At 53.8% G+C, this 22,644-nt stretch carries 15 protein-coding genes; 7 read left to right on the top strand and 8 right to left on the bottom strand.

Going from position 1 to position 22,644, the window contains the following annotated elements; genetic code table 11:
* The first annotated feature begins 76 nt into the window (after window positions 1-76).
* The gene (sprA, locus tag ACO064_RS04095; protein WP_421830988.1) at window positions 77-7,456 is read left to right on the top strand and encodes a cell surface protein SprA; all 7,380 of its coding nucleotides are present in this window, start codon (window positions 77-79) and stop codon (window positions 7,454-7,456) included.
* Window positions 7,457-7,540: 84 nt separating this feature from the next.
* Window positions 7,541-8,692, top strand: coding sequence for a BamA/TamA family outer membrane protein (locus ACO064_RS04090; RefSeq protein ID WP_421826134.1), 1,152 nt, complete (start codon window positions 7,541-7,543; stop codon window positions 8,690-8,692).
* On the opposite strand, the gene ACO064_RS04085 is transcribed toward ACO064_RS04090, so the two are convergent.
* From ACO064_RS04085 to ACO064_RS04065, 5 genes are all read right to left on the bottom strand, one after another.
* Window positions 8,693-9,019, bottom strand: coding sequence for a DUF2752 domain-containing protein (locus ACO064_RS04085; RefSeq protein WP_421826133.1), 327 nt, complete (start codon window positions 9,017-9,019; stop codon window positions 8,693-8,695).
* A 40-nt stretch (window positions 9,020-9,059) separates the two neighbouring features.
* The gene (locus ACO064_RS04080; protein ID WP_421826132.1) at window positions 9,060-9,596 is read right to left on the bottom strand and encodes a CD225/dispanin family protein; all 537 of its coding nucleotides are present in this window, start codon (window positions 9,594-9,596) and stop codon (window positions 9,060-9,062) included.
* Between the two features lie 101 nt (window positions 9,597-9,697).
* The gene (locus ACO064_RS04075) at window positions 9,698-10,390 is read right to left on the bottom strand and encodes a uracil-DNA glycosylase family protein (RefSeq protein WP_421826131.1); all 693 of its coding nucleotides are present in this window, start codon (window positions 10,388-10,390) and stop codon (window positions 9,698-9,700) included.
* Between the two features lies 1 nt (window position 10,391).
* Window positions 10,392-11,231 (bottom strand): serine hydrolase, encoded by an 840-nt coding sequence (locus tag ACO064_RS04070; protein WP_421826130.1) that lies wholly within the window; start codon window positions 11,229-11,231, stop codon window positions 10,392-10,394.
* The gene (locus tag ACO064_RS04065; protein WP_421826129.1) at window positions 11,231-12,208 is read right to left on the bottom strand and encodes an NAD(P)-dependent oxidoreductase; all 978 of its coding nucleotides are present in this window, start codon (window positions 12,206-12,208) and stop codon (window positions 11,231-11,233) included. Before ACO064_RS04065 ends, ACO064_RS04070 begins: the two co-directional genes overlap by 1 nt.
* A gap of 157 nt (window positions 12,209-12,365) precedes the next feature.
* On the opposite strand from ACO064_RS04065, the gene pdxA reads away from it, so the two are divergent.
* Window positions 12,366-13,526: a 4-hydroxythreonine-4-phosphate dehydrogenase PdxA gene (gene pdxA, locus ACO064_RS04060; protein ID WP_421826128.1), complete on the top strand. Its 1,161-nt coding sequence runs from the start codon at window positions 12,366-12,368 to the stop codon at window positions 13,524-13,526.
* A gap of 6 nt (window positions 13,527-13,532) precedes the next feature.
* Entirely contained in the window at window positions 13,533-14,423 is an 891-nt protein-coding gene (locus ACO064_RS04055; protein ID WP_421826127.1) for a YicC/YloC family endoribonuclease, read from the top strand.
* A 140-nt stretch (window positions 14,424-14,563) separates the two neighbouring features.
* Here ACO064_RS04055 and ACO064_RS04050 read toward each other — a convergent pair whose 3' ends face one another.
* Both ACO064_RS04050 and ACO064_RS04045 read right to left on the bottom strand, forming a co-directional pair.
* Window positions 14,564-15,616: a saccharopine dehydrogenase C-terminal domain-containing protein gene (locus ACO064_RS04050; RefSeq protein WP_421826126.1), complete on the bottom strand. Its 1,053-nt coding sequence runs from the start codon at window positions 15,614-15,616 to the stop codon at window positions 14,564-14,566.
* Between the two features lies 1 nt (window position 15,617).
* On the bottom strand, window positions 15,618-16,433 hold the full coding sequence (locus ACO064_RS04045; protein WP_421826125.1) for a hypothetical protein: 816 nt from the start codon (window positions 16,431-16,433) through the stop codon (window positions 15,618-15,620).
* A gap of 158 nt (window positions 16,434-16,591) precedes the next feature.
* Here ACO064_RS04045 and ACO064_RS04040 point away from each other — a divergent pair, with 158 nt between their 5' ends.
* The 3 genes from ACO064_RS04040 to ACO064_RS04030 all read left to right on the top strand — a co-directional run bounded on the left by ACO064_RS04040 (window position 16,592) and on the right by ACO064_RS04030 (window position 20,890).
* Window positions 16,592-17,185, top strand: coding sequence for a DNA-3-methyladenine glycosylase (locus ACO064_RS04040; protein ID WP_421826124.1), 594 nt, complete (start codon window positions 16,592-16,594; stop codon window positions 17,183-17,185).
* 207 nt (window positions 17,186-17,392) lie between these two features.
* Window positions 17,393-19,717, top strand: coding sequence for a TonB-dependent siderophore receptor (locus ACO064_RS04035; protein WP_421830987.1), 2,325 nt, complete (start codon window positions 17,393-17,395; stop codon window positions 19,715-19,717).
* A 12-nt stretch (window positions 19,718-19,729) separates the two neighbouring features.
* Window positions 19,730-20,890, top strand: a complete 1,161-nt coding sequence (locus ACO064_RS04030; RefSeq protein WP_421826123.1) for a PepSY-associated TM helix domain-containing protein — start codon at window positions 19,730-19,732, stop codon at window positions 20,888-20,890.
* 110 nt (window positions 20,891-21,000) lie between these two features.
* Here ACO064_RS04030 and ACO064_RS04025 read toward each other — a convergent pair whose 3' ends face one another.
* Window positions 21,001-22,620 carry a hypothetical protein gene (locus tag ACO064_RS04025; RefSeq protein WP_421826122.1) on the bottom strand — a complete coding sequence of 540 codons (1,620 nt, stop codon included), beginning with the start codon at window positions 22,618-22,620 and terminating at the stop codon, window positions 21,001-21,003.
* Window positions 22,621-22,644: the final 24 nt, after the last annotated feature.

Genomic DNA, 22,644 nt, shown 5'->3' with positions numbered 1-22,644 from the left:
CCGGTTGCGGTTGTTAGATGGCCGGATTGAGCCCTGGATGGTTGTGTTGTGTGCGTTACTGGTTGGGTCGGCCTGGATGCCGGTAACAGCCCAGACACCCGCGCGTCGCCGGACGGTTTCGCTGGCCGATTCGCTGGCCCGCGTCCGTCAGGATAGCATCCGGGCCACGCGCTCGGCCGAGCGCCGACCCATCATTCGCTGGCGCGACCGGTATGTAAGCCCCTTTTCCGTAACCATTCCCAAGTCTCCTTTTTTGCTGCGCGATCCACGGGCGGTTTCGACCGAGGTTCAGCTCAATGGCCCGGGTCAGATTTCCGTGTTGGAACGCATCGGCGGTCAGCCGGAAACTTCGCGTCCAACGTCCGGATCGACCACCACACCCGCAGCCACGTCCGGGAATTCCGCCATCGGAGCCATCCCGGTTGCGCCCGCGCCGACAAGGCCAGCGCCTGGTTTGCCCTATCGGCCGGCCGAAACCATGTCCTACGAAGATTATAACCGCTTGCAGAACCAGCGTGTTCAAAAAAGTTTGTGGCGCGAATACGCGGCCCGGAACGATGGACAGAGTGCGGTGAGTGGGCGGGGGTTGGTTCCGAAGCTGGAACTGCCGCCGGTTTTCGACCGGCTCTTTGGTGGCTCTTTGGTGGATTTCAAGCCGAACGGGTTTGTGATGCTTGATTTCGGCTATCTCTACCAGTTTATCGACAACCCGATTATTCCGGTTTTGCAGCGTCGGAACGGCAATTTTGCGTTTAATCAGCAAATCAACATCAGCTTTAACGGCAAGATCGGCGAGCGTCTGGGCATTACGGCCAATTACGACACCAAATCCAGTTTCAATTTTGAAAATGTCCTGAAGCTGAATTACCGTCCGCCGGTTCCGAACTTGCCCAGTGCCAACGGATTGACGAACGGACTTCCCGGTTTACCCAGTCCCGGTGGCTTGCCGGGCAGTCTGCCCAGTTTGGGAAGCATGACGCCTTCGGCCATTCCCCAGTTTCAGCCCCAGGACCCCAGCATCATTCAGGGGCTGGAAGCCGGGAACATCAGTTGGCCGCTCAGCAGCCAGTTGATTCCGGGGGTGCAAAACCTGTTCGGGGTGAAAACCCAGCTTCGTTTCGGAAAACTATACGCCACCGTGGTGGCATCGCAGCAGCGATCGAAGCAGGAAGAAATTACGATCAAAGGCGGATCGCTGCAGAAAAATTACGAAATCCGGGTTGATACCTACGACGAAAACCGCCATTTCTTTCTGTCACAATTTTTTCGGAACAACTACGAACGCTCGCTGAAAAGCCTCCCCCAGATCATATCGGGTGTAACCATAACGCGTTTAGAGGTATACGTAACCAACCGGACCAACACCACCACCACCCTGCGGAACGTTGTCGGTTTTGCGGATCTGGGTGAACCCCGACCGTTCAATACCGCCAATCCGAACCTCCAGCCCATCAATCCGGACGCCAGCAGCGCGGCCGACAACACCGCCGGAAACGGCTTATTTGCCCGATTGAGAGCGAACAACGGCATCCGGCAGGTGGATCAGGTGAACTTTTTGCTGGACGGCACCTTTGGTTTTGCCAAGGGTGTCGACTACGAATTGCTGCGGGGGGCCAAACGCCTGACCGAAACCGAGTACAAGTTTCAGCCGGAACTGGGGTATATTTCGCTGGTGACGCCCCTGCGCAACGACGAAGTGCTGGCGGTTTCCTACGAATATACCTACCGCGGCCGGAAATACCAGGTGGGGGAATTGACCGAAGATTACCAGAACCGGCAGGATAATGAAGTGCTGATTCTGAAGCTGTTGAAATCATCGACGATCCGCAACAACACCCAGTTGCCGATGTGGAATCTGATGATGAAAAACATTTATTCGCTCAACACCTCACAGATCAACAAGCAGAACTTCCAGTTGCGGATTATTTATAAAGATGACCTGACCGGGATCGACAACCCCAATTTGCAGGAAGGGCCGGGAACCATCAAGGACATCCCGCTGGTGCAGGTCTTCAACATGGACCAGGTGAACGCCCAGCTTGATCCGCAGCGGGACGGTAATTTTGACTTTGTCGAAGGCGTCACGGTCGACAGCCGCTATGGCCGGGTAATCTTTCCGGTGCTGGAACCCTTTGGGTCGTATCTGGCCAACAAGTTTGGGACTGACGATGCCCTCAAAGCCAAGTACGTTTACAACGAACTATACCGAACCACCCTGGTGGATGCGCAACAGGTGGCGGGGAAAAACAAATTTTTCCTGAAAGGCAGTTACCAATCGTCGACGGGCGGGGAAGTGACGTTGCCTTATGGCGTCGATGAAAAATCGGTGCAGGTGACGGCGGGTGGCGTGCCTTTATCGCCCGGAACCGACTTTGTGGTGGAGTCGCAGATTGGCCGGGTACGGTTTCTGAACGAAAGCCTGATGAATTCGGGTCAGGAAATCAAAGTGCGGTATGAGCGCCCCGATCTGTTCCAGAACCAGATTCGGCGACTGATCGGAACGCGGCTGGATTATAAACTGAGCCCCGAAGTGAACATCGGGATGACCGCCATGAACATGCGGGAGACCCCCGCCGGTTTTCTGACGCGCGTGGCCATCGGCAATGAGCCGGTGAACAACACCATTCTGGGATTCGACGCCATGATTCGGAAAGACTCGCGGTTTTTGACCCGGATGCTGGATGGACTGCCACTGATTCAGACCAAGGAGCTGTCGAACATTGCTTTTCAGGGTGAAGTGGCCCAGTTGTTTCCGGGGGTGGCTCCGCGCGTGAACAACAACGCGTTCATCGATGATTTTGAAGCCGCCCGCACGCTCTACGACCTCACCCGCCAACCCACGCGCTGGCGGCTGGGATCGACGCCGACGACGCCGGAGCGGGCTTTTCCGCAGGGCACATTTGCCGAACCCCTGGCCTATGCCTACAACCGCGCCCGGATTTCGGTTTATACCGTCGACAATACCTTCAGCACCGCCAACACGGTGGGAGGGGGACGGGCACCCCAGAGTAACCTGACCGAGAACGATTTAAGGAATGTTTACGAACAGTTTTTCCTTTCCAATGAACTGTTTCCGGGGCGCTCGGTGCGGCTGGTCAACCTGCCGGAGAACATTCTGGACGTAGCCTACTTCCCCCGGGAACGCGGGATGTACAACTTTAACCCGAACCTGGCCGCCGACGGACGCCTGGCCGGTGACCCCAAAAAGAATTTTGGATCGGTGATGCGGGCCATCACATCCGATGCCGACTTTGACAACGCCAACATCGAAAACATCGATTTCTGGCTGATGGACCCTTTCGTGGGTGCTACGGATTCGACCTTCGCCACGGTTCACGACGGTTTTGAAAACAAAGCCAACCGCACTGGCGGAAAGCTGGTCTTCAACCTGGGTGATATGTCGGAAGACGTGATCAAGGACGGGCGGTATAATTTTGAAAATGGGCTGGCGGTTCCGAACGGACTCTCACCAGATTCGACGGCCTGGGGGCGGGTGACGCGCTCGCAGTTTGTGACCCAGGCTTTCGATAACGTCACGCGCTCGCAACAGGACATCGGTCTCGACGGGTTGAGCAACCAGGACGAGAATGCGTATTTCAAAAGTTACATCGATCAGGTTTCACCCCGGCTCAATGCCGCTGCCCGCGAACGGCTGTTGAGCGACCCCGCCAACGATGACTTTATTTTCTATTACGGCCAACGCGCCGATTCGGTCCGGCATATTGTCAGTCGGTACAAACAGTATATGGGCATGGAGAACAACTCGCCCGAATCGCAGGACCGCAACCAGTTAGTAACGCCCGCTTCGACCACATTGCCGGACATCGAGGACCTGAATTCCGACAACACCATCAACGACAACGAAGCCTATTACGAATACGAAATCGACTTGAAACCGGGGCAACTGGCGGTGGGCCGGGGCTACATTGTCGATAAAGTAGAGGTGCAAACCAAGGCCGGCCGACCGGTGACCTGGTATCTGTTCCGGATTCCGGTACGGGATAATCCCAAAAAAGTTGGGAACATCAACGGGTTTAAATCGGTGCGGTTTGCGCGGATGTACCTGACGGAATTTGAAGAACCGGTGGTGTTGCGGTTTGCGCAGTTGCAGATGACGTCCAACCAATACCGGAAGTATACGGGCGACCTGTCGGTGCGCGGTTTGCAGGAGGTGCCGGAACCCTACGATGCGCAGTTCAAAGTGAGCGCCGTAAACGTGGAGGAGAACAGCGCCCCCGGTAACAACAAGTACATTTACCGCGTACCTCCCGGTTTTCAGCGCGACCGCGATTTTACGCAGATCAACCAGGTGGAACTCAACGAACAGTCGATGAGCCTGAGCGTGACCAACCTGCGGGATGGTGACTCGCGGGCGGCTTTCAAAAATACGAACCTCGACCTATTGTTTCGGGAGCGGCTGAAGATGTTCATTCACATGCACAATGAGCAGAACGAAAATGGCCAGGTATCGGCTTTCGTTCGGCTTGGAACCGATTTTACGGATAACTACTACGAAATCGAGATTCCCAATCTGGTCTCAACCCCCGACGGTAGCCAACCTGACGATGTGGTGTGGCCGGTAGCCAACGACCTCGATATTTCCATCGATGAACTGATTAACCTCAAGGCGGAGAAAAACCGCCAGTTTACGCGAACATCGGCCCAACCGTTTACGATGAACAGCCTCGACGGGCGGTATAAACTGACCGTGGTCGGAAACCCGGATTTGAGCGCGGTGCAGATCATCATGATTGGCGTCCGTAATCCGAAGTCGGCCGATGAGCAGGCGAAAAGTTTTACCATCTGGGTGAATGAATTACGCGCCAACGGCTTCGACCAGACGGCTGGCCGGGCTGCCGTTGGGGTGCTCAATGCCAAGCTCGCGGACGTGGCCACCGTTACGGCCTCGGGGAAAATAACGACGTTTGGATTCGGCGGTGTCCAGCAGCGGATTTCGGAACGGTCGCGGGAAACCTCCACCGAATACGGGGTTCAGTCGCAGATTGCGGTCGATAAACTGTTGCCCGAAAAATGGGGTTTGAAGATTCCCCTGTATGTCAATTACGACCAGCGGCTGATTCAGCCGCATTTCGATCCGCTCGACCCCGATACGCCACTGGAAACCACCCTATCGACGCTGAATGAAAATGACCGGGATCGATACCGCAGGCTGGTCGAAGACCGTTCCATCCGGCGCGGAATCAATCTGTCGAATTTCCGGAAGGTGAAAACCAATCCGAATGCCAAAAGTCATTTCTATGACGTTGAAAACCTGTCGTTTACGTATGCATTCAACGAAGCGACCCGGACGAATATTCTGACCGAGCAATTCATTCAAAAACAAACGCGCGGAGGCATTGCCTACGTCTACAGTGCCCAGCCGAAACCGTTCGAACCGTTTAAACGGTTTCAGTCGCTGGAACGCCCGTATCTGCGCTGGCTGCGTGATTTCAACCTGACGTTGCTGCCGACACAGGTGGCCGTTCGGGGTGAGGTGGACCGGAGTTTTATCAAAACCCAGCTCCGCAATTCCGAACTCACAACCGAGGGCATGGTTCCACAGTTTGAAAAGTATTTCTGGTTCAACCGGTACTACGATTTGCAGTGGAACCTGACCAAAAACTTGATTTTAACCTACAACGCCCGTTCCAACGCCATCATCGACGAACCCGCCGGGGATCTGAACACGCAGGCCAAAGTCGACTCGGTCTGGGCCAACGCCCGGCGGTTTGGCCGGACGAAAAACTACGAGCAGAACATCCGGGCCACCTACCGGATGCCGCTGGACAAGCTGCCGTTGCTCGACTGGATTGCCGCCGATCTGACCTACAACGTGGGCTACCAGTTTCAGGCCAACTCGTTCGGCATTACCGATACGCTGAATGTGCCGTTTGGAAACACCATCCGCAACAACCGGGAGTGGGGTGTTCAGGGGCGGGTGGATTTCATCCGGTTATACAACAAAATCAAGTCGTTGCGGTTTGCCAACACGCCGTCGGTTCCCCGCAAAAACTTCACGCGAAACCCCGGTGATATCGAGGATATTCAGCGCACGGAAAGCCGGGTGTTGAAGAGTTTTGTGCGAACGTTGCTGACGATTCGGGGCATTAATTTCAACTACACGGTGCAGGAATCGACGCTGCTGCCGGGCTTCCTGCCGACGCCCCGGTTCTTCGGTCTTTCGCGCGAAAACGCCCCCGGATTGCCGTTCGTGCTGGGAAGTCAGGATCGGAACATTCACCGGAAATCTGCCGAACGGGGCTGGTTATCCAAAAGCACGGTGTTGAATCAGCCGTTTACGCAAACGCTCGGCAAGAAGTTCGACGCCCGCACGACGCTGGAACCCTTCAAGGATTTTCGCATTACGGTCGAAGCCCGGCTGACCCGCCAGGATAGCTACCAGGAAGTCTACCGGGTCGACACCACCGGCGGTTCCTTTACGAGCCTGAGTCCGTACCGCAACGGGCAGTTCAGCATGTCGTTCCTGTCGTTCAAAACGGCGTTTACCAAGCTCAACAGCGACAATTCCTCGCCAATCTTCGATCGGTTTGCCGAATACCGCAAGATCATTCTGAACCGCCTGATGCTGAACCGACCCGTGGGGAGTACTGGCGAATACAACCTGACCTCACAGGACGTGCTGATTCCCGCGTTCTTCGCGGCATACAGCGGAAAAGATCCCAATACGGTGAAAATCAATCCGTTTCTGCGGTTTCCGCTGCCCAACTGGCGGGTCGATTACAACGGTTTGTCGCAACTGAAACCGTTCCGCAAACTGTTCAGTGCCTTCACCTTAACGCACAGTTACAACTCGACCTACAGCGTCGGCAACTTTACCTCTTCGCTCGACTACGAAGCGGCTTACGTGAATCTGGCCGTGATGAACTACCCGCTGGCCACGCTGTTCAACGAGCAAAACCAGTTTGTTCCGATTTTTGTGATGAGCACCATCACCATGACCGAGCGGTTTTCGCCTTTGCTGGGCGTGACCTTCCGGACGCAGAGCAAAATCAGCGGGGGGCTGGAATACAACCAGGATCGCAGCGTTGCCCTCAACCTGTCCAATGCGCAGGTCGCCGAACTCAGCAATAAGGACATCACGTTCCGGTTTGGTTTCACGAAGACGAATTTCCGGATTCCCTTTAAAATCAACGGGGCCTACCAACGGCTGAAAAACGATCTGACTTTCAACTGCAACCTGACCTTCCGCGACACGCGAACCGTTCAACGGAAATTTGACGATACTGCCCAAAATGAAAATGGCGTTGGCGAGCAAATTATTACCGCCGGAAACGTCAACTTCCAGTTGCGGCCACAGGTGAGCTACGTCGTCAATCGCCGGTTGAACGTTCAGGTTTATTTCGACCGGACGTTCAATGACCCGCTGGTTTCCAACTCGTTCCGGCGGGCCACCACGGCGGGTGGGGTTCAGATTCGCTTCAATCTGGCGGAGTAAAATAAACCGGTTCGTTCGGGCCAATCGGTTTTCCGGCTGGAACCGCTCAATCATTCTGGCGGTTTTTCCAGTTATAAGAGGTGAATGCAAAAACGAACGATGGGAATCCACCTGAAAAGTAGTTTACTGGTATTGTTTTTTGGTTTAACGGTTTCTTCCGCCTGGGCGCAGGGGTCGCTTGTTCGGTATGTAAAACGGGTCCTGAACGATACCTCTTCGGCCGCCACGTCAAAATTACTGATTTTTCCTACCGCCGGTTTTGCCCCTGAAACGAGCGTCGAAGTGGGCATCCGGACGTTTTCGTTGTTCTACGCCAAAAAAGACACTGTCGTCAACCGGCTCAGCGAGATCGTTCTATATACCTTCGTTACATTCCGGGGACAGTTTGGTGCTTTGCTCGAAAATGCGGCTTATACCAACAAAAACCGGTATTTTTTTCTGGGAAGGGCGCGTTATCAACAATTTCCGCTGCTCTATTACGGCATTGGGCCATCCACCTCGTCGGGCAATCCGGTGCTGGTCAATTCCAATTATGTCCAGATTCGCCAACGGATTCTTCGGCAGGTCAAAAACAACTGGTATGCCGGTGCAGAAGCCGATTTTCAGAACATTGGACGCGTTTCGTTCGAAACCGAAAACAAGCCCAACTTTGAATTACCACTGGGACATGAAGGCTCTACCACGATGGGATTGGGTGCGGCCGTGGTGTACGACGACCGGAAAAATGTGCTGAATGTTCGGAAAGGGAAATTTTTGGAAACGGGTATTTTGTGGTACCAACCCGGTTTCGGCAGTGATTTCAAATACCGCAGTGTCGTGCTCGACAGCCGCCTGTTCCGGCCATTGGGCCGACCCAACCGGGTGCTGGCCCTACAAATGGCCGGTACGTTCATGACCGGCGATATTCCGTTCAACAACCTGGGTTTGATTGGTGGCGAATCGCTCATGCGCGGTTATTACCTGGGGCGTTACCGCGACAAAAATGTGCTGGCGGGGCAGGCCGAGGTGCGCTGGCTTCCGTTCGGCTTCAGCAAACGCTGGGGTGCAACGGTATTTGCCGGTTTAGGGACGGTTTCGCCCACCCTGCGCTCGTTACAGGTTGATCAGGTCCGGTGGGCTGCGGGTGGGGGTGTCCGGTTTTTGTTCTTCCAGAAAAAAGACGTTTTCCTGCGGGCTGATCTGGGCGTCACCCGCGAAGGCACCGGTTTCTACATCTCGCTGGGGGAAGCGTTTTAGTCAGATCACATTTCTTCCGATCCAGTAAACAAGCACGATTCCCAGCACAATCAGGCTGGCGGTTTTGCCGTAGAACCGCTTGTGAAAACCGGCCTGGCTTTTCCGCAAAGGTGTGTATTCCAGCACCAGCCCCGTTAGAACGTAGGGGAGTGATGCAACCAGCAGCGGATTGTGGTGATAAGCCTGCCGAAGGTTGCCGTGCATCAACTGGTGGAGACAGCGTTGCGAACCGCATCCCGGACACTCCAGACCCGTCAGAAACCGGAAGGGGCAGGGCGGGAAAAACGACACCCGCGCCGGATCGAACCGGAAGTAGAACCCCGCCATGCCAATTAGCAAAAACAGGAGGATAGCCGGTCCGGATCGGTTAAAAAAACGAGTTAGAGACCCCACTGAGAATACCGATGAAGATGGCGGCCAGGTACAGTACCCAAAAGCCTATGGACACAAAAAAACTCACTTTGGTCCACTTGGCCGCTTCGTTGGAAGCGCGTTGCGCCCCGGCAAAATCACCGTTGCTGTAACGGGTTTCAACATTGGAGGCATTGACGATGCCGGCGATGCCAAAGGGCAGACAGCAGAAAAGCGTGACCAGAATGGACTCCACCAGCCAGGTTTTGGGCCGGTTGCCCATGCCTGCCGACAACGGCTGGTTTGGCGTGTAGGACTCCTGAAAAGGCTGATACGCCGGTGGGTTTGGCGTTGGGGGTTGAACCGGGTAAACCGGGGGTGCCTGTGGGCGGGAAAGCCATTCGTTGATTTCGGGAACGGTTTGGGCCGCAACCCAGTCGGGCAAACCCTGCGTCCAGACTTTGGTGTCCGGTTTGAGGGGCTTCGACCGTAGTTCTTCCAGGGTAAACGGGCCGAGTTGCTGGTTGCCCTCCAGATAGTAGTATTGCTTCATGTAGAAAAAGGAAGGAATGGTTGGGGATTGATAGTCAAAAAACTAGCCGTTTGAAAGATAGAAAAAGATGTCCATTGATGCGTATTCCGGCTCTCCTTTTTTTACGAAAGGCAATCGGCCAGTGTGCGCACGTACTGATCGACATACGATTCGATGTCCCGGCTGCGGTATTGCAAAATGTAGCGTGGGTGATCGAGGGTTACGATTCGGTCGAAAAACCGGTGCTCTTTGTTGAGTTTTTGAAAGAATGCTTCATTTTTTCGCCCCAGACAAACCGCCACCCGCCGGTTTTTCTCCTGACCGGATTGGTCGAATAAAAGTTGCGTTCGGACGGTATCGGCAATGGCGGGCCAGAGGGTTGCTGTTGTCGCTTTATCGTCGTAAAAATTGTAGTTTTTCCCGTCTTTTACCAACGCTAACGGATAGAGAGACGTCAGGAAAAACTGCCCGTAAAACGCTTTTGCTCCGCCGAAGGCTTCGACAATCTGGTAAATAAACCGACTCGAAAGTTCCGGCGAAGGCGGCAGATCGTTGTCGATTCCGCAGTATTTTTGGAGGTTTTGGGGTGTGGTGAATGAAATGCCCGTTACCCCCGCACCAAAGCGGCCCGGATTGATGCCCAGGATGTATACCCGGGGGGCGTTGTCCGAGAAATAGATGGTAAAAAACTGATTGACAATAGCTTGTACTTCCGGTTGCCGGTATGGATTGAGCGCACTAACCCCGGGCGGGAGGTTTTCCGGCTCCTTCAAACCCAGGTAGTAGGCAATCGCGCGGTCGGCAAAGGTTTCCATTTTACAGATACTGGTTGTAGCAAATGGCAGCGATTTCGCCAATGATTTTTTCGGCTTCCGGGGTGGTGGTTCCCTGCACAAAAACCGACAATAGAAAGGGTTTGGTGACGTAAAAAATACCGGCATCTCCCCGAACGTAGGTAAGCTCCCCGGTTTTGTGGGCAATGACGGCCGACGGGGGCAGAAACAGCCGGAACGTGGTCTGGTCGGCGTTGCGCTTCAAAATGTCGATCATCTGGGCGCAGAGGGCCGGTGTTGCTACTTCGTTGCGGTAAATTTTCTTCAGCAGCAGGTTCATCTCGCGGGCCGTTACCCGGTTTTCCCGGCCTTGTTTGGCGGCCAGGGTGTCCATCATCACGCGGTTCAGGCGGCTCTGCGTAAGGCCCAGCGTTTGCATTCGGCGGTTGATGTTGTCCATGCCCAGTTCCCGGATCAGAATGTTGGTGGCAGAATTGTCGCTGCGGGTCATCATCAGGGTCAGGACCTCCAGGTTAGTGATCTTGCTTTCGTCGGGATAGGTTTGCAAAACACCCGAACCGCCGGTTTTTTCCGACGCCAGCAGCACATGAATTTTTTCGAGGTCGAACTTTCCGGCTTTTACCTGCTCCATCGTTTCAATCAGAATCGGAATCTTGATGACGCTGGCCGAGGGAACCAGTTCGTCGGGTCGCTGAACGAATTGGGTGCCGTCGACCAACGATTCAAAGGCTACGTTCACCCGAGCCTGAGCCGGTAATTTTTGGAGATAACCGGTTAATTTTTCGGGCAGAAGCTGGGCCGTTGCCAATATGGGAGCCAGAATGAAGGAGAAAACGAAAAGGGAACGTAAAACGAGTGTCATTACCGGGCTTGAACGTTAAAGTCAGGGTGGTTGTCAGGAAGTACGGTTTTCAATTGGCTCACCAGCACTTCATTGATGCGGACGTAACTTTCGTGGGTCCAACCCGCCACGTGGGGCGTCAGCAAAACCCGGTCCGAATTTCGCAGGTAATCGAATGCCGCTTGCTGATCGGGCGTCAGTTTGGCGAGTTTTTCATTTTCCAATACGTCCAGACACGCCCCCCGGACTTTTCCACTTTCCAGTCCCCGCACCAGTGCAGGCAGGGATACGATTTCACCCCGGGCAATATTGATCAGAAAAAACGGCTTTTCAACGCGTTCGATGAACGCATCGCCGATCATCATCCGGGTTTCGTCGGTCAGCGGAACGTGCAGGCTCAGCACGTCGGCTTCTTCCAGAATTTGTTCCATTTCGGCTTCCTGGGCGTAGGCACCGGCATACTGCGTCAGGTATTTGTCGTAACACAACACCCGGCATCCAAAACCGCTGAGCCGACGCGCCGTGGCCCGGCCGTTGTTGCCAAACCCGACGATGCCGACGGTCAGGCTGCCCAGTTCATAGCCCCGGTTTCCTTCCCGATCCCAAACGCCCCGGCGCACTTCCCGGTCGCCTTTGGCAATGTTGGCCAGCAAGCCCAGCAGCATGCCCACCGTGTGTTCGGCCACGGCATCGCGGTTGCCTTCCCCCGCGTGAAAAACCTGAATGTTTCGCTGGCGGGCCTGTTCGAGATCAATCAGGTCGAGCCCGGCCCCGGCGCGGCCGATAAAAAGGAGCCGTTGGGCCGCTTCCAGCACTTCGGCATCGACCGGCGTTTTACTCCGGATCAGCAACCCTTCGTAATCGGCGATCTGCTCAATAAGCGCACTTCGCGAGATTTTGGGTTCATACCGAAAGGCAAACCCCGCCCGTTCGAGCATGGGAAACAGCGAGGGGTGCATTTCGTCGGCAATCAGGATTATGGGCTGAATCTGGGACATCCGTATGGTTTTTGTAACTTGCAAAAAAATGAACCATGAACCATGACTAATGAACACGATCTGAGAACGCTTGCGAGGTGCTTCGGGCAGAAAAACCGCTGTTCAGCAGGCGTTGTTCATCGTTCAATCGAACACAAGGGCGAAACTAATAACTTAAATGGAACCGCGCCAATCGGAGAAAAATAACGAACGCCAACCGGAACCCCAAACCCGTCGGCCAGTCATCGGAATCACCCTCGGGGATTACAACGGGATTGGGCCGGAAGTCATCCTGAAAGCCCTGCAACACAACCGCTTGCAGAAAATCTGCACCCCGGTTATCTATGGTTCGATGCGCGTTTTGAACCGTTATCGGAATATGTTGCAGCAAAGTGGCCTGTCGTTGAAAGACTGGAACCTGAACGGGATTCAGCAGGTTGGGCAGGCCAATCCGAAGTTTACCAACGTCATCACCTGCTGGAACGACCAGGGCGGCAATCCGGGGGGCGATCGGCAGGGGCAGGAAGTCCAGCCGGGCAAAGTGACGCCCGAAGCCGGACAGGCCGCGCTGGCGTGTTTGCAACGGGCGACGGAAGACCTCAAGGCGGGTCATCTGGATGCCATCGTGACAGCTCCGATTAATAAAAATAACATTCAGACCGAAACTTTTCAATTTCCGGGTCATACCGAATATTTTGCCGAAGCGTTTGGGGTGAAAGAAAACCTGATGTTTCTGGTGAGCGACGTGTTGCGGGTTGGTGTTGTAACGGGCCATATTCCGCTGGGTCGGATCCGGTCGAACATCACGAAAGAGAAAGTGTTGCAGAAACTGCAGTTGATGTACCAATCCTTGCGGGGCGATTTTGGCATCCGAAAACCGCGCATTGCCGTGCTGGGGCTCAACCCGCACGCGGGCGAAGAGGGGTTGCTGGGCAACGAGGAGCAGGAAATTTTGAAACCGCTGATTCAGGAATTGCGCAACAAGGGGCAGTTGATTTACGGGCCGTTTGCATCGGACGGTTTTTTCGGGACCCGGGCGTATCGCAAGTATGATGCCGTGCTGGCCATGTACCACGATCAGGGGCTGATTCCCTTCAAAACCATTGCGTTCGACGAGGGTGTCAATTTTACGGCCGGGATGCCGGTGGTTCGCACTTCCCCCGACCACGGCACGGCGTACGACATTGCCGGAAAAAACCTGGCCGACGAAACTTCGATGATTCAGGCGATTTATGTGGCCTGCGATGTGTCGAAATACCGCAAAGAAATGGCGGAAATTGAACGGAATGCCTTGAATAAGAAAACGCCAAGTGGTAAAATAAGTGAGCAGTCTGCTTAAAAAATTATGCTAAAATCGATGACCGGGTTCGGCAGCGCCACCCAGGAAGCCAATGGGCTGACGGTAACTGCTGAAGTAAAAACGTTGAATTCTAAGTTTCTGGATATTTATTGCCGGTTACCGAGGGTGTTCTCCGATAAAGAAGTTGAATTGCGAAATCTGCTCACGCAGAAACTGGAGCGCGGCAAAGTGGAACTGTCGCTGAATGTGACCCGCCTGTCGGATGTGCGGCCGGGTGTGACCGTAAACCGCCCGCTGATTGAAGCCTATCTGAAAGACCTCCGCGAATCCTCGCAGGGGCTCTTGCTGGATGTGTCGGATGGTGATCTGTTCAAACTGGCTTTGCAACAGCCTAATGCCTTCAATTCGGAAGCCTCCAGTGCGTCGGATACGGCCGCCAGTGATTGGGAATTGATTCAGTTGACCGCCCTGGAAGCCGTTCGGAAATGTGACGAATTCCGGCAGCAGGAGGGCAACGGACTGGAAATCAAGTTCAGAGAATACATCCAGATCATTACCGACCGGCTGACGCTGATCGAGGTGCAGGATGTGAAGCGCATTCCGGCGGTTCGCGAACGGGTTCGCGGCATGGTGGTCGAATTGATGGGCAGTGACGAATTTGACCAGAACCGGTTTGAGCAGGAACTGATTTATTACATCGAGAAGTTTGACATTTCCGAAGAGAAAGTCCGTTTGAAAAACCACCTGAGTTACTTTATGGAAGTGCTGGCGGCTGAGGAGGCCAATGGTAAAAAACTTAATTTCATTGCGCAGGAGATTGGCCGGGAAATCAACACGATCGGTTCCAAAGCCAACGATGCCGCCATTCAGCGGCTGGTGGTGCAGATGAAAGACGAACTGGAGAAAATCAAGGAGCAGACGCTGAATGTGATCTAAGCCCTGACAGTGCCGGGCCCTGACAGCGGTCGAAGACCCTGTCAGCGGCCATTCCTGCTTAGTCCGGGTTTTCAGAGCGTCTTTCAAGCCGCTGACAGGGTCTTCGACCGTTTCGACGGCCCGGCACTGTCAGGGCCCGGCTAGTTGAAAAACGCTCCGTTCTGAGTTGCGAGCAGGTGTTCGAGCGGAATGTCTTCCTGTTTGAGGAAGCCTTTTTGGGGCAGAAGTCCGTCGGCCACCAGCTCAACGACGGCGGCTACCGATCCGGCGGTGGTCCAGGAGATGGCGCGCCAGGCTTGTCCGTCGATTTCGCGGGGATGATAGGCGCGGTAAAACTCTTCGCGTTCGAGAACCGCTCCTTTCCAGCCTTCGACCACAGCATACACATAGACCACATCGGCCTGCACGGGCGGTTTGGCTTCGGTCAGAATCTGCTCGACCAAAACGCGTTTGTCTTTTAGAATCAGTTCATACAACAAAAACCGCATCAGTTTGGCGTGACCGGGGTAGCGAATGGTCTTGTAATTCAGCGTATCGACCTGCCCGGCGTAGGTTTCGCACATGGTTCCCAGGCCGCCGGAGGTGCTAAAGGCTTCAAATTCCTGCCCTTCAATATTAATCACTTCGATGCCATCAAGGGCCGGAACGGTTTTGAAAACGCCGTTTGAAATTACTTCACAATCGTTCAGGTATTCATTGATCACCCCGGCGGGCGACCACGTAAACGAATAGCCCAACAGGCCGTTCGGATAGCGCGGCAGAGCGCCCACGCGCAGTTCGATATCCCGCAGTTTGGTGAACCGTTTGGCGAGGTCGGCGCCTACAATGCCGATCAGGCCCGGTGCCAGCCCACACTGCGGGGCCATAACGGCTTTGGCGGTTTCGGCCATCAGGCGAATGGCGGTAGTGGTCGGAACGTCTTCCGTCAGATCGAAATAATGAAGGCCCAACTCCCAGGCGGTGGTGGCAATCGGCAGGTTCAGGTTGTAGGGCAGGCAGGAAACCACGGCGTCGAAATCGGCAAGGTTTTGCCGGAGGGTGGTTTCATCGGTAACATCACCAGAAATGACCTGGAAGGGAAGGTCGTAGGCCGGTGGCAGTTTGTCGAAACCGGTTACTGTGAAGCGTTTGTTGAGGAGAATCCCGACCAGCGAGCCGACTTTTCCCATGCCAACCACAAGAACTTTTTCCATGCTATTGTTCCATCTCTTTCTTCATCTGCTTGACAAAATCAACCGATACGTCCACCAAACGGGCAATATCCTCGATGCTGAACTTGTTTTCCGCCAGTAAGGCTTTGGTAAAGTCTATATTCTTTTTTAGACCTTCCTTTTCAACTCCACGCATATAGAGTGGGTCTCTTTCTTCCTTAAAAAAATCCGAAGCGCGTATCATGACTTTTGTAAGTTCTAATTCTAAGCTACGTAATTGGGCTAATATACGCAATTGCGCATAATACCTTTTCAACGAGAAATCGCTATGAGAAATTTCTGCAATTCGATTGGCAATGTTTCGAAGTGCTTGTTCGGGCGGTTCTCCCTGAAAACTACCCAGAATCCCTAAAACGATTTCTGCTGCTTCGTTCGATTTCAGAAACAGGCGGTAGTCAATTGTGGAGAAGATGATTAATGAAAATTCAAATTGATGTTTGGGGCCCGAAAAGCGTACCGGCATTTTAGGCTGCCCCGCGCCTAAATAAATAACGTATTGTTCAACCGGAAGCCTGTATTTACGCAAGAGCATAATGTCATATTCAGCCATCCGGTAAACCATCTCGGATTCATCGAATACCTGAAATTCCAGGTGTAAAATGAAGGTTCTGCCTTTGTCATCGGTTATTTTCTTCAGCAAATCGGGTTTTCGCTCTTTTGTATGTTGAATGTCATCCGGAATTTCTTCCGCAACAACCACCGTGATGCCTAATACCTGATTGACAAAGTTCGGTATAACTGCTTCCAGGTTTTCGCGAAAAATTTTGTCGTATTGATTGACCTGACGGCTCTGTTTCACGGTACATTAGCTAAATTAATGCTTGTAAAAGCAAAAAAAGTTTGAACTGTCTGAAATATTGGAAATTCTGGGAGTTTTGTGTAGAAAAGTCGTTGTTGGTATAGCAGTTTACCTATGAAGCCTGACTGCAAATCCTGTTATCTTTTGACGTTGTCGTTATGCTATCCAAACTCCCGCCCGAATTTTACGAAAATCACAATACCCTCACGCTCTCCCGGCGTTTGCTGGGCTGCGAACTGGTACACGAAAGCCCGGAAGGAACCACGGCGGGCATCATCGTGGAAACCGAAGCCTACCTGACCGGCGACCCGGCCTGCCACGCCTACCGACGCAAAACCGCCCGCAATGCGGCCATGTTCGGTCCGGCGGGAACGCTGTATGTGTACCTGATTTACGGGTTTTACCATTGCCTGAACGTCGTTACGGGGCCGGAAGACGTGGGGGAGGCCGTTCTGATTCGGGCGCTCGAACCCACTGAAGGCATCGGCCTGATGGGCGACCGGCGGAACCTCGATCCCGCTACCAAAGCCGGTTTGCGCGGACTGACCAGCGGCCCCGGGAAACTGGTGATTGCCATGGGCATCTCGCGGGATCACAACTTCCACTCACTCACCGGATCCGGTATTTACATTCGCCCCAGTGTGCTGAATGATATCGACATGGTGACGACTACGCGCATTGGCATCACGCAGGGCGCAGAATTGCCCTACCGGTTTTATGTGAAAGGCAACCGGTTTGTGAGCAAACCATAAGTTTTTCACCAGAAAAAATGCGCTTTTCACAGGCTGGAGCCGGTTTTCGCCAAATTCGACTAAAATTTTGATGAAAATATTGGGACGCAATCCGTTCGGATATACCTTTGTAATCGATAATTAGTCTAAATAATATTTGTGAATACAATCGTAATGACCAGATCTACGTTAAAAAACCGTCTCTTTATACCCTTGTCTGTACTCTGTATGAGTCTGTTTTGCTTTTCGGCAATGGCTCAAAATACAGGTTCGATTACCGGAAAAACCCGCACTGCCGACAGCCGACCACTGGCCCAGGTCAACGTTCGCGTGGCGGGAACCCGCCTGGGAACCATCACCAACGAATCCGGTGAATACCTCATCCCGAATGTTCCGGCTGGTCCGCAGGTGCTGGTCATCAGCCGCGTGGGTCACGCCCGCATTCGCCAGGCCGTGACGGTGGTGGCCGGTGAAACCACTCAGGTGCCCGATCTGACCGTGCTCGAAAACGCCGAACAACTGGATGAAGTGGTGGTCGAAGGGAAAAATACGTATAAGACCGATGTGCCTTCGTCCAGTCTGCGACTGAAAACACCCTTGCTGGAAGTGCCGCAAAACATTCAGGTGGTAAACCGGCAGTTGCTGGCTGACCAGCAGATTTTCGACATGCTGGAAGGCGTTTCCCGGAACGTCAGTGGCGTCACCCGGCAGGAGCACTGGGACAATTACGCCCGGCTGAACATGCGTGGATCGCGGGTGGCACCTTTCCGCAATGGGATGAACGTGCAATCGACCTGGGGGCCGCTGGCGGAAGATCTGTCGATGGTGGAACGGATCGAGTTTGTGAAAGGCCCGGCCGGGTTTATGATGGCCAACGGCGAACCGAGTGGTTTTTATAACGTCGTGACCAAAAAGCCGACCGGTGTGACCCGGGGCGAAGCCGCCTTTTCGGTCGGAAGTTTTGATACCTACCGCGCCACCCTCGATCTGGACGGTAAACTGAGTCAGGACAGCCGTCTGTTGTATCGGCTGAACGTAATGGGGCAGTCGAGAGGCTCGCACCGCGATTTCGAATTCAATAACCGGTATACGATTGCGCCGGTGGTGAAGTACAAAATCAACGAGCAGACGTCGATTACGGCCGAATATACCTACCAGTATTCCCAGATGTCGGCGATTGGTTCCGCGTATGTATTCGACGCCAATGGCCTGGCCAAACAGCCCCGCAATGCGACCAACTCCTTTGCCAACCTCGACCCCACGGTTATTCATGACCACAGCGCTTTCCTGATTTTTGAGCACCAAATCAGTGACAACTGGAAACTGACGGGTCAACTGGCGTATTTCAATTATAACCAGGTGGGAAGTTCGCTTTGGGCCGATTCGGCGAAAACCGACGGGCGGATTTACAGCTACAATGGAATCTGGGATGCCGCCAACGAAAGCAAATTCGGACAGATTTTTGTCAATGGCGAAGTGACAACCGGCCCGGTCGTTCACCGGATTCTGGGCGGGCTGGATCTGGGAAACAAGAAATACGTGGCCGACTGGGGTCAGAGTTTTCCGCTCTATGACAGCACCTTCGTGTTCAACTCCAATACCCCGAATTATTACCTGCCCGCGCATTTGATTCCGAAATTCGACCGCTCGGCCAGTCTGCGCGCCCGGGCCGGTGTCAACGTTATGAGTCAGTCATTCACCGGTTTATACGTCCAGGACGAACTGCGGTTCTGGCAGGACCGGATTCGGTTGACACTGGCGGGTCGGCTGACATCGGTGAAAGACAGCCAGTACGGAGCCGGAACGAATGAAACGAAGTTCACCCCCCGCGTCGGGATCAGCGGTTCGATCAATAAACAAACCTCGGTATACGCTTTGTACGATCAGGCCTTCGTGCCGCAGTCGGGTGCCGACCGGCAGGGCAGAGCCTTCGATCCGATTACCGGCAACAACCTTGAAGCCGGTTTGAAGAAAGACTGGGCCGACGGTCGCTGGAACTCGACGGTTTCGGTGTATCAGATCACGAAAAACAATGTGTTGACGACCGATCCGACCAACCCCAATTATTCAATTCAACTGGGCGAGACCCAAACCAAAGGGGTTGAAGTGGACGTTCGGGGCGAACTGTTGCCCGGTATGAATCTGGTGATCAATTATGCCTACACCGATGGCAAGATTACGAAAGATACGAAGTCGGAAAACGTGGGACTGCCGGTTCCCGGTTTTAGCAAACACGTGACCAACGCCTGGCTGTCGCACCGCTTGCGGAAGGGTGTCTTGCAGGGATTGGGTGCTTCGCTCGGGTATCAGTGGCAACTCGACCGCTACGGCTGGTTTTCGGATGCCGTCGACGACAAGCCGACACTGCCCAACACCTTCCGGCTGGATGGCGCTATTTCCTGGCAGAATAACCGCATGAGTGTTGCGCTGAATGTGAACAATATTCTGGATGCGTATCTGTATTCGGGGGCCTATTACGCCTGGAGCCGGGCCTATTACTGGCAGGCCGAGGCACCCCGCAATTTCCGGTTGAGTTTAGGGTATAAATTTTGACAGATGGATCGAATGATGGTAAAAAAGTTAGTTGGAAAACTACACCTCTGGCTCGGACTGGCGTCCGGGCTTTTGGTGTTTGTGGTGGCGATCACGGGCTGCATTCTGGCCTTTGAGCAGGAAATCAAAAGCATCGTTCGCCCGTTTCAGTATGTTGAGCCGGTAGCCAATGGCGTCGTTTTGCCGCCTTCCCGATTACAGGCTATTGCGGAGAAGCAGGTTCCGGGAAAACCGGCGAAAGGCGTCAATTACGGGGCTTTGGGTCACAGCGTCAACGTGCCGTTTTACGGCGCGAATCCCGATTATTATTTTCAGGTGTATCTGAATCCTTATACCGGCGAGGTGTTGAGCGTGGTGGATGAAGAAACGGATTTCTTCCATTTCATTCTCCACGGGCATTATTATTTGTGGTTGCCGGAAGAAATCGGGCAACCGGTGGTGGCGTATGGGACGCTGGTTTTTACGATCCTGCTGATTACCGGAATGGTGCTGTGGTGGCCGAAAAAATGGAGTCGATCCAATCGGGATAAGAGCTTCAAAGTCAAGTGGAAAGCCCAGTGGCGACGGGTTAATTACGACCTCCACAACGTGCCCGGTTTTTACGCTCTGTTCATTTCCCTGACCTTGGCCATTACGGGAATGATTTTCGGGATTCAGTGGCTGGGCAATTCGATTTACTGGACGACCTCGGGCGGGAAAACCATGCCGGACTACCAGCTTCCGTTGTCGGATTCGACCCAAACCCGGCGGTATGCAAACCCCACGGACCGGCTTTGGCAGCAGTTTTACAAAAACAAAACCGAAACCGCCAGCCTGTATATTTCCTGCCCCGAACGGGCGTCGGAATCCATATCGGTTTCGATCAACCACCGGCCCGGCACGTATTACAAGACGGATTATTACACCTTCGATCAATACACGCTGAAAGCCTTAACCGGCGAAGGCCCTTATTTTGGTGAATACGCAACCGCCGGTTTTGGTGATAAACTCCGGCGGATGAATTACGATATTCACGTGGGGGCCATTCTGAGTTTACCCGGCAAGATTCTTGCCTTTTGTGCCAGCCTGATCTGCGCCAGTTTGCCCGTTACCGGCTTCATCATCTGGTGGGGACGCCGGAAAAAAAAGGCTCTCAAACCGCATCGGCGCGTCGCGAAAGCCCAGGCGGTTTAAGCGGGTTTACGGTATTCGGTATTCAGTTTACGGTGGCTGACGCAAGCATAAAAAAGAATGCGTCAGCCACCGTAAACTGAATACCGAATACCGTAAACCCTAAACTGACCTTACGGATTGCAATACTGTTTGCTTTCTTCCGTCGTGAAATTAATTGGCCAGCTCGTGCTGGTGACGGTGTAATTATTGATTTCAATATCCAGCCGATCCGGGATAGAACCGGCGCGCAAGTCATACGCCTTGTTGAGCTGAATCATCACTTTCGCACTTAGCGAAGGAAACGCGAGCGTGGGCAGGTCCTGCCAGTCGTCCTGGCTTCCGGCAGCGCGATACTGCGCATACAGGACTTTAAACGGTAATTTGTCCGGGTTCACACCGTTGGGGCCACACTTGAAGTTGAAGAAAATCGTCACTTCCCGACGGCTGTCGGGCGCTGCGGGCGGCAGTGGGGTGTAGGGAACCGCTTTCAGATCGAACGAAACCTCGCTGTTGGCACAGGCGTCGATTTCGGGCGAAATGTAGGCTTTACCGGTATTGTCGTACAACCGAAGCCGGATTCTCAACCCTTTTTTCAGGTTGGTCAGCCGAACCGAACTGCCGTTGTTGATGGCCGTGGAGAAGGTGAGCGGATTTCCGGCACGTACCACAATGTTGCCGTCCTGGTCGATGGCTTCCACACGGTAGGCCGGGCTGCGGTCGGGATAGCTACTGACAAATTTGAACGTCGGACCATCGGCGCAAACCTCTTCGGTGAAAGCCGCCACCCACAGTGAAAGGTGGCTGATGTCGGCTACGTATTCCAGACTGCCATTGGTGGCCCGCTGCACCTTGCCGGGTTCTTCCCGCGTCCATTTATTGGCAACTTCGTCGAAACTGAACAACGGAATCACATCACCCGGCTGGATGTTTCGGCCCAGCGTCGGGTTCATCATCTGCGAATTCAGGGCAAAGGCAATCCGGATCGGTTTCGAAAACGTTTTTGCCAGTTGATAGTCGTCGTTATAGACCGTTATGTGGGCCCCACCGGCTACCGACAGCACCTGCTGATTGCCGAGATAGCTACCGGCGGGCGTCGATGCGTTGATGATGCCATTGCCCGGTAATTCAGAAACCGCCTTTGACGTGGAACTGTTGTTGATGGGATCGGCCGTCACGGTCAGGTCGCCACCCACCGGCTGGCCCGCTACGTCTTTCACCTCACTGCCCTGCGGCACCGTGACGGTGGCCTGCGTCACATTGGGTTCGGCTTTCGTCTGCACCGTGGCCGCCGTTTGCACCGTTCCGTTGTCGCTGCTCTTGAAGGACTGCTGGGCCGGTTCGGCGTTATTTTTCGTACTCAGCAGCGGAATGATCAGGTTGCGGGGGGTAGTGTTTTCGAGCCTGATTTCCTGAATGTTATCAACCAGTTCATCGCCTAAAGTCACAATATTGAACCGAATTGGAGCCGTAGAAGATACCGTTGTGGAAGGTGACAAACACAGGAACAATTTGCCGTCGGAAGTCAGTTTGAATTTTTTGGTATTGAGCGTCGTAACAATTTTTTCGGCCTCCGGCCCCGCAATTTTGACGGTGAGTTTATCGGGCGTCAAACCGGCTGGAATCGTATATTTGACCTGAACGGCTACCGCCAGCGGGTCTTTAAATTTGAGTTCAACATTTTCGACCGGATTCTGGCATGCATCGAGCAACCCCACCACCAGCACACATACCATGGATAACAAGCGTTTCATAACGAGATGATTTTGTTGAGTAAT

The sequence above is a fragment of the Larkinella sp. genome (assembly GCF_965227735.1).
Taxonomy (GTDB): Bacteria; Bacteroidota; Bacteroidia; order Cytophagales; family Spirosomataceae; genus Larkinella.
Note: the sequence above shows the minus strand (reverse complement) of the source record. Positions and strands in the feature narration are given on the sequence as shown.